General features: G+C 50.8%; 11 protein-coding genes and 1 pseudogene. 6 read left to right on the forward strand and 6 right to left on the reverse strand.

What is annotated here, in order from left to right:
- Positions 1-37 precede the first annotated feature (37 nt).
- Positions 38-985, forward strand: coding sequence for a glycosyltransferase family 8 protein (locus ACLUXO_RS06255; RefSeq protein ID WP_412136789.1), 948 nt, complete (start codon positions 38-40; stop codon positions 983-985).
- A 26-nt stretch (positions 986-1,011) separates the two neighbouring features.
- Entirely contained in the window at positions 1,012-1,875 is an 864-nt protein-coding gene (locus tag ACLUXO_RS06260) for a 1-acyl-sn-glycerol-3-phosphate acyltransferase (protein WP_412136790.1), read from the forward strand.
- A gap of 66 nt (positions 1,876-1,941) precedes the next feature.
- Here ACLUXO_RS06260 and ACLUXO_RS06265 read toward each other — a convergent pair whose 3' ends face one another.
- Both ACLUXO_RS06265 and ACLUXO_RS06270 read right to left on the reverse strand, forming a co-directional pair.
- Positions 1,942-2,409 carry a hypothetical protein gene (locus ACLUXO_RS06265; RefSeq protein WP_412136791.1) on the reverse strand — a complete coding sequence of 156 codons (468 nt, stop codon included), beginning with the start codon at positions 2,407-2,409 and terminating at the stop codon, positions 1,942-1,944.
- Positions 2,410-2,437: 28 nt separating this feature from the next.
- On the reverse strand, positions 2,438-4,318 hold the full coding sequence (locus ACLUXO_RS06270) for a flavocytochrome c (RefSeq protein ID WP_412136814.1): 1,881 nt from the start codon (positions 4,316-4,318) through the stop codon (positions 2,438-2,440).
- A gap of 160 nt (positions 4,319-4,478) precedes the next feature.
- Between ACLUXO_RS06270 and ACLUXO_RS06275 the strand changes: the two genes are divergently transcribed.
- On the forward strand, positions 4,479-5,405 hold the full coding sequence (locus tag ACLUXO_RS06275) for a LysR family transcriptional regulator (RefSeq protein WP_412136792.1): 927 nt from the start codon (positions 4,479-4,481) through the stop codon (positions 5,403-5,405).
- A 102-nt stretch (positions 5,406-5,507) separates the two neighbouring features.
- Entirely contained in the window at positions 5,508-6,461 is a 954-nt protein-coding gene (locus tag ACLUXO_RS06280) for an Rpn family recombination-promoting nuclease/putative transposase (protein ID WP_412136793.1), read from the forward strand.
- Positions 6,462-6,500: 39 nt separating this feature from the next.
- Here ACLUXO_RS06280 and ACLUXO_RS06285 read toward each other — a convergent pair whose 3' ends face one another.
- Positions 6,501-7,433 (reverse strand): shikimate dehydrogenase, encoded by a 933-nt coding sequence (locus ACLUXO_RS06285; protein WP_412136794.1) that lies wholly within the window; start codon positions 7,431-7,433, stop codon positions 6,501-6,503.
- Positions 7,434-7,656: 223 nt separating this feature from the next.
- On the opposite strand from ACLUXO_RS06285, the pseudogene ACLUXO_RS06290 reads away from it, so the two are divergent.
- A pseudogene (locus tag ACLUXO_RS06290) lies at positions 7,657-7,830 on the forward strand (CAT RNA binding domain-containing protein); the annotation flags it as partial.
- A gap of 75 nt (positions 7,831-7,905) precedes the next feature.
- On the opposite strand, the gene aroD reads toward ACLUXO_RS06290, so the two are convergent.
- From aroD to ACLUXO_RS06305, 3 genes are all read right to left on the reverse strand, one after another.
- Positions 7,906-8,664: a type I 3-dehydroquinate dehydratase gene (gene aroD / locus ACLUXO_RS06295; protein WP_412136795.1), complete on the reverse strand. Its 759-nt coding sequence runs from the start codon at positions 8,662-8,664 to the stop codon at positions 7,906-7,908.
- A gap of 39 nt (positions 8,665-8,703) precedes the next feature.
- Positions 8,704-9,918, reverse strand: coding sequence for an MFS transporter (locus ACLUXO_RS06300; RefSeq protein ID WP_412136796.1), 1,215 nt, complete (start codon positions 9,916-9,918; stop codon positions 8,704-8,706).
- Between the two features lie 101 nt (positions 9,919-10,019).
- Entirely contained in the window at positions 10,020-10,955 is a 936-nt protein-coding gene (locus ACLUXO_RS06305) for a shikimate dehydrogenase (protein ID WP_072546882.1), read from the reverse strand.
- 183 nt (positions 10,956-11,138) lie between these two features.
- Here ACLUXO_RS06305 and ACLUXO_RS06310 point away from each other — a divergent pair, with 183 nt between their 5' ends.
- A complete protein-coding gene (locus tag ACLUXO_RS06310; RefSeq protein ID WP_412136797.1) occupies positions 11,139-12,059 on the forward strand; it encodes a LysR family transcriptional regulator in 921 nt (306 codons plus the stop codon).
- The last annotated feature ends 77 nt before the right edge of the window (positions 12,060-12,136 follow it).

The following is a 12,136-nucleotide window of genomic DNA, read 5'->3' on the forward strand; positions in this document are numbered from 1 at the left end:
ACAAACAGGAGACTAACTCTGCTTGGAGGAAAGAATAATGACGATTCCAATTTTTTACACCATCAGTGACGACTTTACGCCATATTTGGCTGTTTCCATAAATTCCTTGGTCAAACAGGCCAGACCTAACAATGACTACAAGGTCATCATCCTGCACCAAGGCTTAAGCCAGGCCCACCAGCAGGCCCTGGCGGCTTATGAAAGGGCCAATGTCAAAATTGACTTCCGTCAGCTGGATGACCAGCTTTTTGCCCCGATTCAAAACAAGAAGGGGAACTATCTGCGGGCCGAATTCTTTACCCTGTCCATCTTCTACCGCCTCTTCATCCCGGACCTTTTTCCGGAATATGACAAGGCGATTTACATTGACGCCGATACCGTTATCAACGATGACTTGGCCAAGCTGTATCAGACCGACTTTGCCAACAACTTGATCGGAGCCTGCCATGACCAGTCAATTCAATACGTCAAGCCCTTGCAGGTCTATCTCAAAGATGTTCTGGGCCTAAATCCAGCCAGCTACATCAATTCCGGGGTCTTGGTCATGAACTGCCAAGCGCTCAGAGCAGAAGGCTTTTTGGACAAGTTTTTGCAGCTGCTGACGACTTACCAGTTCAACTCAATCGCGCCTGACCAGGACTACTTGAATGAAATCTGCGCCGGCCGAATCAAACTGCTGGACCCGCGCTGGGATGCCATGCCTAATGACTTTGACCCGGAAATTGCCAATCCTGGCCTGGTCCACTACAACCTCTTCTACAAGCCCTGGCACTTTACCGGGGTCAAGTACGAGCGCTTCTTCTGGGCCAGCGCCAAGGAAACAGCTTTTTACGAGGAGCTCAAGGCAGAACTAGCCAACTTCACTGACCAAGACCGGGAAAAAGAAAAGGCCAAGATGCAAGAGATGGTCCAAGCAGTTGACCTGCTCTTGGCTGATCCTGGCAACTGGTTCCACGTGAAACAGACGATCAAGGTTACCCTGTAACTTTTTAACTTAATGAGGAGAATGAAATGATTATCGGTGACAAGCGCCTGGACGTGATCAACAATATCAAACAGGCCGCGAATGAAAGAAACTTTACCGCCAAAACGGAAATCGGCGACCCGGTAATGTCCAGCGAGGAAAAGCTGGCCCTGGTGGAAGACTTTTGGCAAAAGCAGGACAAGCTTCAGACAAAATTTGACGGGGCCGTGGGCCGCGAGCTTCTACAGGCCTTGACCAAGACGATTTCCGGCTCAACCAAGGTGACCGGCGCGGACAAACTGCAGGACCTGCCTAAGGGCGGCGCCATCGTGACGGCCAACCACTTCAACCAAGTTGACGCCCTGGCCGTTAACCGCCTGGCCCAGAAGGCCCACCGGCGGATGGACATTGTGATTGAGGAGACCAACTTGAAGCTGCCGGGCTTTTTCTCCTACATCATGAACAACATGGGCTCAATTCCCTTGACCCAGAGTCCCAACTACCTGGGCCGGGAATTCATCCAGCACTTGAACCATGCCTTTAACCAAAACCACTGGGTCTTGATTTTCCCGGAGCAGGAGATGTGGTGGAACTACCGCAAGCCCCGTAAGCCACAGCGCGGGGCCTACTACTTCGCGGCCAAGTGCAACGTACCGGTGATTTCGACTTTCGTGGAAATCCAGGACCTGCCAAAACTGGAAAAGCAGAACGAGCACTTCTACCAGACCCGGTACACCGTACATGTTTTGGGCGTGCTCTACCCGGACCCGACCAAGACGGCCAGCGAGAACGCCAGCTGCTTGATGGAAGCAGACTACAAGCTGAAGGTCCAGGCTTACGAGAGAATCTACAAGAAGAAACTGGACTACGACTTCACCAGCTGGGACATTGCCGGCTGGCGGGGAGAATAATTTTTGACAAAAGCAAAAGATCATGAAGGAAAGAATGTCCTTCATGATCTTATTTTTTATGGGAAATTACTTGACGAACTTTTCAGCAACCTTCTTGCCCAGCCAGACAGCCGCGAAAGAAGCGATGTAGGATACGATAAAGCATGGGATCCAGGCTTCCTTGCAGCCGTTAAGGTAGGCGGTCATCCGCGCTGCCTTAGGGATGGATTCGTTGTAGAAGATGCTGGCGCCGGTACAGATAAAGGTGTTGAGCGTGTTCAAAACGGCGGAAGGGATGATCCCTTGGACCAGCTTGAAAGCTACCGTGCCTTCCTGCAAGTGGAAGAGGCCGGCAAACCAGTCACCCCAGGCATTGTAAGGGATGAACAAGCTGAAGAAAAAGACGATCAGGTTGATTTCCGCGGTCAATTCAAACAGGTTAACCCAGTTGAAGGGCAGGTGGTTCAAGAAGATGATGAAGATTGCCATCACAAAGCCCATGAATATGGACAATACAGAAGTCAAAATGGTGCCGAAGTGGCTTTTGTAAAACATAGTGTTGCTCCCTCTTGATTATTTTCTCTTAGTGGTGGGATGCCCCGCTAACTGCATCAGCAGCTGGGTTTTCTTCATTAGCCGTGTCAGCAGCAATCCGGCCGAAGGTGAAGATGTCAGCCAGGGAGTTCCCGCCCAAACGGTTGCCGGCGTGCAGGCCGCCCGCGTTTTCACCAGCTGAGTACAAGCCGGCGATCACGTGGCCTGCTTCGTCCAAAACGTGGCCCTTAGTGTCGATGACCAGACCGCCCATCGTGTGGTGGATAGCTGGCTTACGCGGAGTTGCGTAGAATGGTGCTACTTCACACTTCAAGTGGAAGGCGCTCTTGCCGAATTCCGGGTCGTGGCCGGCGTCAACGTAAGAGTTGTACTTCTTGATGGTGTCGGTCAAAACTGCTGGGTCCATGCCGACCTTTTCAGCTAATTCTTCCAAAGTGTCAGCTCTGAATAAGGTGCCAGCTTCAACTTGGGCATCGATTGATTCTTGCGTGGTGTTGTAGGCAGTTTCCTTGATCTTGTCATCAGCGATCAGGTAGAAAAGGCCGCCGTTGTCGATCGCTGCCTTAGCCAGAGTGTCACGTTCAGCGAATTCGTTGACGAAACGTTCACCCTTTTGGTTGACCATGATGAAGTTTTCTGGTGGAGTTTGCAAGCCAGTGAAAAGTTCCCCGGTTACCGGGTCAGAAACTGGCATGAGTTGGATGAAGCCCATCCCCGTCAAAGCAGCGCCGGCTTCCTGGCCCAAGGCAATCCCGTCACCGGTAATAGCTGGTGAGTTGGTCGTAGCGATGTCGTCAGCGATGTCGCTCCAGTAAGTGTTGTACTTTTGCACCATCTTGGTGTTGGCCCCGAAACCGCCGGCCGTCAAAATCACGCTCTTGGCGTGGACAGTTACCTTTGAGCCGTCAGTCTTTTCCGCGATCACGCCAGTAACCTTGCCGCCTTCAATGATCAAGTGCTTGGCCCGGGTTTCGGTCAAAACGGTTGCCCCATGTTCCTTAACCCAGTCACCCAAAACGTGGATGAAGGCAAAGCCCATTGGTTCAACCGGCTTGTGGCCTCTGCGCCATAAGGCACCAACTGGCATGGTCACGTCGCTGCGGTCAAACTTCACGCCCAAGTCGGTCAGCCAGTTGACTGAGTCCAGAACGTTGTTGACCAAGGTCGTTACCAGTTCGTACTTGCCGTGGATTTCGTTGCCCTTGAGGTCCACCCGCTTGCCGCCGAGGTAGGTTTGAATTTCGTGCAGCAGGACTGAGTCGAAGAGGTAGTCTTCACCTGAGTCAAGGTAGGCCTTGATCTGGTCACGCAGCTTTTCGAAGTCTGCCACGTATTCTGGGTCGATTTCGCTGGTTGGCGTTTCAGCCAGTTCCTGCAAGGTTTCCTTTTCACCTGGCAGAGCCTTGAAGCCCTTTTGCCAGTCTGGTTCAGCGGCGTTCATTGGACCACCAGCCCGGGCAGTGTTGCCGCCAAGTTGCGGGAACTTTTCCAGGATAACAACTTTCTTATCATGTTGCAGAGACCGGGTAGCAGCGGCCAAGCCAGCCCCGCCAGCACCGATGACTACAACATCAGCTTCGTATTCTTCATCCTTGGCAGCTGAGGAAGCAGGCTTGTCCCGCTTCTTCCATTCTTCAGCATCCCCGCCAGCTTCATTGATCGCTTCGGCAACCCCGTCGATCACCCCTTGTGAGGAGATTGAAGCCCCGGAAACGGCATCGACGTTCAAGGTTTGCCCGTCGATGATCGCCTTTGGCAGGCGCTTGAAGACTTCATCAGCAATCCCGCTGGTTTCACCCGCTGAGTCAACCGTGATGTCCGCCACCTTGTCGTTTTCAATAATGACTTCCATTGGCATGAATGATGAACCGTGGCCCTTGGCCTTAACCTTATAAGTACCTGATTTCATTGACATGATTTTGCTCCTTTTGCTTTGTTAGCGTTTTCTTTACTTGATAGCTTAATTCTAATATTATTCCTGGAAAAAATGAACGACTTTAAATATTATCAATCAATAACATTTGTGTTATCGTAAAAACAAGACTTTTTAACAGAGGAGAAAAAAGAAAATGAACGATCCCGACATTATGCTCAACTACCTGGAAACCCTGCTCAAGGAAAGCAACTTCACCCGGGCCGCCGAACACCTCTACATCTCCCAGCCCTACTTGACCCAGCTGATCAAGCGGGTGGAGAAAAAACTGGGGACCACCATTATCAACCGGGACAAGGTTCCCTTTACCTTGACTGAATCTGGCCAGATCTACTACCAGTATTTGGAAAACATTTCCGCCCAGCGCCACCAGCTGGCCAACGCCCTGGAGCGTTTCAGCAACCAGCAGGAAGAAGTCATCCGGATCGCCATTCTGGAAAGCCTGGGCACCTTCCTCTTGCCTAAGATCCTACCTGCCTTTTTGGCAAAGCACCCCCAGGTCAAGATCCAGGTCGCTGAAGGCTTCCCTCACACCAGCGAAGACCGGCTGCTAGGCGGGGATGTCGACTGCTATATGGGGCAGACGCCGGAAACCGTCGCGCAAGGAATTGATACTTATATCAACGGCGGGGAGGTCTACTATATCGTGATTCCGGAAAACTCCAAGTACTATCTCAAAGACCACTTTATCCTGGATCCGGCTGATTATGATCCCAAGGAGCTGCTCCAGCAGCCTTTTGTCTTAAGCAACGGGGAATCCGCTATCCGCCACCAGGTCAACGGTTTATTTCATTATTTCCGCGTGCAGCCAAATATCCGGATGACCTCCAACAGCGTTATCACGGCCACCAACCTTGCCGTCAACGGGGTCGGCTTCACGATCTCCTCAGCCAGTATCTTGAAGCGGCTGGAGCACCTGCCAATCAATCTCTACCCCCTTGACCCCCGCCAGATCAAGCTTACCTACTTCATCGGGGTCCGGCGCGGGGCTGACCTTTCGCCGGCCTTAAAAGACCTGGTCGAGGCCTTCCAAGCGGCCGAACTGCAGGAAAAAATCAGATAATTGGCTAAAAGTGATTTTTTGGCTGAAAATAAAAAAATTTTGCCCTTTTTCTTGTATTAGTAAGTGGAGGGAAAAATTGCCCCTCCTAGTTAAGGAGGAACCATGTCAAAAAAACATTCAAACCAGCCTCATGGCACCAATGACCTGGTTGAGAAAATTCTGCTGGACAAGAATGAAGTGTTCGCTGACGTATTGAACGGCTTCATCTTTAATGGCCAGCAAGTCATCAAGCCTAAGATGCTGGCAAATACCAACACGCTTAGCTACTACAAGGCTAACGGAAAGATTCACAGCCAGAACCGGGACGTAGCCAAGCTACTGACAATCGGCAAGAAGAAGGTCGTCATTTCGCTAGTCGGCATTGAGAACCAGACCCGGCCGGACAAGAATATGCCGGCCCGGGTGATGAACTACGATGCCGCGGCCTATCGCTACCAGCTCACTAAGAGCAAAAATCTCTACCCCGTGCTCACGCTGGTGGTATACTACGGGAAAGAAGCTTGGAACTACAGCCGGAATTTGCTGGGGAGTGTCAATATGAAGAAACTGCCTGAAGAAATGCGGCCACTGATCAGCGATTACGAGATCAAGGCTTTTTACCGGATCAGCGACTTGTCGGCAAAAGGGCTGGATAAACGTTTCAAGAGCGCCTTCTTCTGCTTAGCGGAATACTTCATCCAGACCAATGCTGGTGAGGAATACCACCCAAGCGCCAAAAAGCTGTCAGTAGAAGATATCATGCTTCTTTTGGACATGATGAATGCCCTGTCGGGGACGCATGCTTTTGACGAGTTAATCAAGGAATTGGAAAAAAGAGATAAGAACGAGGTGACCACCATGACTGAAGTAATGCCACAATTTATCCAGGTCAAGCTTGACCGGGCCAAGAAGGAAACGACTGAGGAAGTGACTAAAGAAACGACTGAGAAGGTGACTAGAGACTACTTGCTCAACATTCTGAACACCACTAACTTAACTCCAGACGGAGCCATGGACCTCCTGGGCATCCCCGAGGCAGACCGGCCTATGTACAGGGACTTGCTTAAGAAAAAGTAGACAAATAAAAAGCGGACAAGTTTGCCTTGTCCGCTTTTCTTACGCCTTAGCGACGATTTCCTTAATGTAGTCAACCGGCATTTCCTTGCCAGTCCAGAGCTTGAAGGACTCTGCCCCCTGGCCGACCACCATACCCAGCCCGTTATAGATATGCTTGACGCCGGCTTCTTTGGCGATCCGCATCAGCTTGGTCTCCCGCGGTTCATAAACCGTATCGCTGACCACCATGTCCTCATGCAGCCAAGATGGGTCTTCCACCAGTGACAGGTCATCCAGCGGCGGCATCCCTACCCCGGTCGCGTCGCAGTAAATCCCGGATTCAGCAATCGACTGCTTGAAAGCTTCCTTATCTTCCATCGGGTTCAAGCTGCAGACGCAGCCAGTCGCTTCATTGATCGCGGCCACCTTGTCCTTGGCTGGTTCCCAGTTGCGGTCATGGATGTTAAAAATTCTGATCTCCTTGGCCCCGCCCATAGCGGCGGCTACAGCAATCGGAATCGCCGCCCCGCCGGCACCAGCTAAAGTCATAACCTGCCCCTTCACGTCCTGGCCGTCTTCTTGCAAAGACCGCAGCCAGCCGGTCCCGTCAGTGGTATAGCCCGTCAAAAAGCCATGGTCATTGACCACCGTGTTGACCGCCCCGCAGATTTCTGCTGCCGGGTCCAGCTTGTCAAGGTAAGGGATGATCGCCTGCTTGTTTGGCATGGACACATTGGCCCCCCGCATGTCCAAAGTCCGCAAGGCCTTGACCGCGTCCTCAATCCGGTCCGGCCCGATCTCAAAGCAGAGGTAGGCCCCATTCAAGCCCAGCTTAGCCATAGCATTGTTGTGCATAGTTGGTGAAACTGAGTGTCTGATTGGATTCGCGAACAGGCCCAGCAAAATGGTGTGCCCATCCAGCCAGCCTGTCACCGGTCCGGTAATCCCGCTGATTTTTACCGGTAAAATATCATTGTTTCTTTCGTCAGTCATCTTTTCCAGTCCTTTGTTTTTATCTCTAAAAAATATGCTAGCGCTTGCCGCCTGGTAAAAAAAGGCATCCAGCCGCTTTTATCGATCAATTTCTTCTATTGCTTATGCAACAAATTCCCAAGTAATCCCTAAATTCTCTATTAAAAGCAGGATTGACAAAGTCTTCCTGTTAACGCTAACATTGAATAATGACGCGATTATGATTTGTTAACGAGGACTTGCTATGGAATTTATCAAGAATTACAACAACAACGCTGCCCTTGTCAAAGACTCAGCTGGCAAAGACTGGGTCGTCATCGGCAAAGGTATTGGCTTTGGCCTGAAAAAAGGGATGCCGGTCGATGAAAGCAAGATTGAGCGCCGCTTCCTGGCCCAAGACGAAACCGACCAGGTTGAACCCTGGCTCAAGTGCAAGAAAAAGCTCCTGTATCGCGTTTGATACGGGAGCTTTTTTTCTATTTCTCTTAGCTAATTAGTGCAATTCCAAGTAATTTTCAGCGTTTCTCAAGTCTTCGATTGACAATTGGCCAGGTGCTGAAGTCTTGCCAACGGCACCGAATGACAAGCAGGAGCCGAAGACTTGGCCGGCAATCCGGCTGACCTTGCCCAAGTCAGCCATTGCCATGGTGATGATTGGCGTGGAGAGTGCCTTGCGGGCGTCGTTAGTCGCGCTCAACAGGGTCAAAACGTCGTCAGCACTGTGCGGCATGCAGGCCAGTTTTGGCACGTCAGCACCCAATTCAGCCATCTTCTTCAAGCGGAATTCGATAACATCCTTGGCTGGCACCTTTTCAAAGTCGTGGTTGCTCATGATCACGACCACGTTGTAGTTGTGGGCCTGCTTAACCAGGTCCTTGACTCTTTCTTCATCGTGGAAAAGTTCGATGTCGACCGCGTCACCCAAACGGTTGGTTACTACAGTAGCTACCAGGTCCAGGTATTCGTCTTCACCAAGTTCCAGGACGCCGCCTTCGTTCTTGGTTCTGAAAGTAACCAGGATTGGCAGTTCGCCAACTACGTCCCGCAAAGCCTTGGCCGTAGCGATCAGCTTTTCATTGTCCTTGATGCCGGCTTCGTAGTAGTCGATCCGCCATTCCATGATGTCCGGCTTGGCAGCCGCGATTTCCTTGGCTGAAGCCAGGATTTCTTCTTCAGTCACGCCAACGTTTGGCACGGCAATCTTCGGCAGGCCTTCGCCCAAAACGATGTTTCTAACTTTTACAGTAGTCATTTTTTTACCTTCTATTTTTCTACTTTTGCTTTTAAAAAATTACTTCTTCAGTGAACCAAACAGCTTCTTGTAACGGATAGCGATGATGGTCGTGTCCACGAAGCCCAGCAGGGCAACGATCACGTCAAAGAACATAACTTCTCTCATCCCTGGCAAAGCGTTGATTACCAAAGGAATAGTAAAGGAAGCGATTGAACCGGCAGTGTAGAAGAAACCAGTAACCGTCCCCTTGCCAGCTGGGAAGAAGTCGGCCATAACCGTCAAGCCCAACTGCATTACGCCACCAGCGGCAAAGAAACCAACGGCGAAGGCCAGAACAGCCATCAATACCGCGCTGGTTGGGTATGCCCACATCAAGAAGATGGCAATGAAGGCACCCAAAGTGTAGATTGGCACCAGTTGCACTTCCTTAAACTTGCTGCCGATCACTGCAGTAAACAGGACGCAGCAGATTGAACCAAGTGAGTACCAGGAAACCAGGGCGTGGGCAGCACCATCGTTCATATGGCTGATTTGTTGCCCGTATTGAGTCAGCATTTGGCTGACCATGTAGAAGGTAGCTTGGGAAATATAGCCGTAAAGGATGAACAAGGTACCGTCAACCCACTTGTTGGACTTAACGGCTGGCTTGTCGCCAGCAACGGCAGCTTCAGCTTCGGCAGCCTTCTTTTCTTCAGCTTCAGCAACTGCCTTGGAGTCCGGGAAGGCACCCTTGAGGAAGTAGATGAAGGTGATAACCAGGATGGCAGCTGGGATAACGATTGACCAGCCGTACCATGCGTGAGCAGCAGCCAGGCCGCTGACGATGAATGGCAAAAGGAACTGGGCACCAGAGATGAAGGCCTTCAAAACAACGTTGGAAGTCCCCTTGGCATCTGGGAAGATTTCCATCAGGGCTGGGTAAGTACCAGTGTCCAGGAAGGAGTTGGCCATCCCGGCGCAGATCCCCAAAATGTAGGCCACAGTCACGCTCTTGGAGAAGAGCAGGCCAACAAAGAAGACCAGGTAGAAGACGATCCCCAGTTGCACGAATGGCTTTCTGCCAAACTTGTCAGACAGGATACCTGAGATCAAGAGGTTGATGATCCGCCCGATACCCAGTGAGGAAACTACAGCGATGGCACCAGTCGTGGTCGTGCCCCATTGCTGAGCCAGGCTGGAGGCATTTTGTGAGATGATGATAACGCCCATCCCGTGCACGAAGTAGTTCATGTACAGCATGAAGGCAGTCATCATGTACTTGTTCTTTTTCATGATTTTGTCCTTCCAAAAATACCTTCTGTCGGCAAATATTCAGCTGCAGAAGGTATTGATTCAAACCAATTTCTATTAAGTTTGCTGGTTAAAAGTTTTTCTTACTTGTTGGCATCCATGATTTCCTGGATGTAGTCAGTTGGCATTTCCTTGCCAGTCCACAGCTTGAAGGCAGCGGCACCTTGTTCGATCATCATGCCGATCCCGTTGTAGATGTGCTTTACACCGGCCTTTTCAGCAACTTCCATCAGCTTGGTCTTGCGTGGTGCGTAAACAGTGTCGGAAACAACCATGTCTTCGTGGAACCATGATGGGTCTTCAACCAAAGTTTGGTCTTGCAATGGGTTCATCCCTACGCTGGTAGCGTCGCAGTAGATGTCTGATTCAGCGATTGACTGCTTGAAGTCTTCCTTGTCTTCCAGGTGGTGAACGCTGGCTACGCAGTCAGTTTCCTTGTTGATGGTTTCAACATTCTTGACTGCTTGTGCCCACTTGTCGTCATCCAGGTTGAAGATGCGGATTTCCTTAGCCCCTTCCAAGGAAGCAGTAACGGCGATTGGCGTAGCGGCACCGCCGGCACCGGCCAAAGTAATGATCTTGCCCTTAACGTCTTGGCCGTCCTTCTTCAAGGCCCGCAGCCAGCCCATGCCGTCAGTGGTGTAGCCGGTCAAAACGCCGTGTTCGTTGACGATAGTGTTTACCGCGTCACACATTTGTGAAGTCTTGTCCAGCTTGTCAAGGTAAGGGATAACCTTCTTCTTGTTAGGCATTGAAACATTTGAGCCCCGCATGTCCAGGGTCCGGATAGCGTCGATAGCACCTGGCAGCTTTTCGTTGTCGATTTCAAAGCAAAGGTAAGCCCCGTTCAAGCCCAACTTGGCAAAAGCGTTGTTGTGCATGGTTGGTGACATGGTGTGGCGGATTGGGTAAGCCATCAAACCGACTAAAATCGTGTGCCCGTCAAGCCAGCCGGTGATTGGACCGTTAACGCCTTGAATCTTCGTTTCTTCGATCTCGTTGTTTCTTTCGTCTGCCATTTCTGGAATCTCCTTTAAACTTTATAACAAGTTACATTTTTCTCAATTCACTATTATGTTATCGTTTTCACCCTTCGTGATAAATAAGGCAAAGCAAAATTATTGATAAAAGCATTTTATTAATTTTAGATTAACGGTACAATGTAGGTATGAAAACCTGTTGTGCATGATTTGGAGGCAAATATGAACATTCGACATTTACGTTTCTTCGTCGAACTGGCGAAAACGGAACACATGGCCAAGGCAGCCGAAAAGCTGGGCATCTCCCAGCCTTCCCTCTCCTACGCCATCAGCAGCATTGAGGAAGAGCTCGGCGTGCCCCTGTTTGAAAAAGAGGGCCGGAACATCCGCTTGACCAACTATGGCAAGATCTACCTGGAATACGTCAAGAGCGGCTTGAGCGACCTGGACCGGGGCGGCGAGTACATCGCTGAATTGCTGGACGTCAACCGGGGGCATATCAGGGTTGGCTTCACCTTTACCATGGGCCAGGACCTGATTCCCCAGCTGATCTACAAGTTCAAGCAGGAAAAAGACACCAAAGACATCACTTTCTCCTTCGTACAGGGAACCACTGACGATTTGGTGGACAAGCTGGTCAATGACGAACTGGATTTGGTCGTCTCCTCAGCTCCTGACCTGCCTGGCCTGGAAGAAAAGGTCGACATTTCCCATCTGGTTGACCAGGAAATGCTGGCTGTCGTTCCCTTTTCCAATCCTTTAGCCAAAAAGGACTCTGTCTCCCTGGCTGATTTGGCCAAGTACCCGATGATCTACTACAGCAAAAGCAGCGGCCTGCGCCCCCGTCTGGACAAGATGTTCGCTGAAGCCGGCGTCAAGCCGAAGATCATCATGGAGTCCATGGAGGACCATACCATCATCGGCTTCGTTCACTGGGGCTACGGGGTAGCCATCGTGCCCCACCTGCCCCAGCTGGATCCGCGGACGGTCAAGCTCTTGCACATTGATGAAAATGTCGGCGTTCACCCGATTTTCGTCGTGAAAAAGTCCGACCACTTCTTAACCCCGGCTGTAACCAGATTCGAACAATTTATCAAATCCTACTGCCGGAAGCATTACAATAACGAACATAAGCTCGTTTAAGAAGAAAAAGCCCAAGCATCAGCTTGGGCTTTTTTAGCAAGTTTTTGTAAGGAAGAAGGTTCCCGCGGCCAAAAAGA

Origin of the sequence: Lactobacillus delbrueckii subsp. bulgaricus, from assembly GCF_046938665.1 — a bacterium.
In the GTDB taxonomy this organism is placed as follows: domain Bacteria; phylum Bacillota; class Bacilli; order Lactobacillales; family Lactobacillaceae; genus Lactobacillus; species Lactobacillus delbrueckii_C.

Excerpts from the sequence above, each read along its gene's own strand:
- ACLUXO_RS06255 (WP_412136789.1), top strand. The coding sequence starts at position 38 with ATGACGATTCCAATTTTTTACACCATCAGTGACGACTTTACGCCATAT.
- ACLUXO_RS06260 (WP_412136790.1), top strand. The coding sequence starts at position 1,012 with ATGATTATCGGTGACAAGCGCCTGGACGTGATCAACAATATCAAACAG.
- ACLUXO_RS06265 (WP_412136791.1), bottom strand. The coding sequence starts at position 2,409 with ATGTTTTACAAAAGCCACTTCGGCACCATTTTGACTTCTGTATTGTCC.
- ACLUXO_RS06270 (WP_412136814.1), bottom strand. The coding sequence starts at position 4,318 with ATGAAATCAGGTACTTATAAGGTTAAGGCCAAGGGCCACGGTTCATCA.
- ACLUXO_RS06275 (WP_412136792.1), top strand. The coding sequence starts at position 4,479 with ATGAACGATCCCGACATTATGCTCAACTACCTGGAAACCCTGCTCAAG.
- ACLUXO_RS06280 (WP_412136793.1), top strand. The coding sequence starts at position 5,508 with ATGTCAAAAAAACATTCAAACCAGCCTCATGGCACCAATGACCTGGTT.
- ACLUXO_RS06285 (WP_412136794.1), bottom strand. The coding sequence starts at position 7,433 with ATGACTGACGAAAGAAACAATGATATTTTACCGGTAAAAATCAGCGGG.
- aroD (WP_412136795.1), bottom strand. The coding sequence starts at position 8,664 with ATGACTACTGTAAAAGTTAGAAACATCGTTTTGGGCGAAGGCCTGCCG.
- ACLUXO_RS06300 (WP_412136796.1), bottom strand. The coding sequence starts at position 9,918 with ATGAAAAAGAACAAGTACATGATGACTGCCTTCATGCTGTACATGAAC.
- ACLUXO_RS06305 (WP_072546882.1), bottom strand. The coding sequence starts at position 10,955 with ATGGCAGACGAAAGAAACAACGAGATCGAAGAAACGAAGATTCAAGGC.
- ACLUXO_RS06310 (WP_412136797.1), top strand. The coding sequence starts at position 11,139 with ATGAACATTCGACATTTACGTTTCTTCGTCGAACTGGCGAAAACGGAA.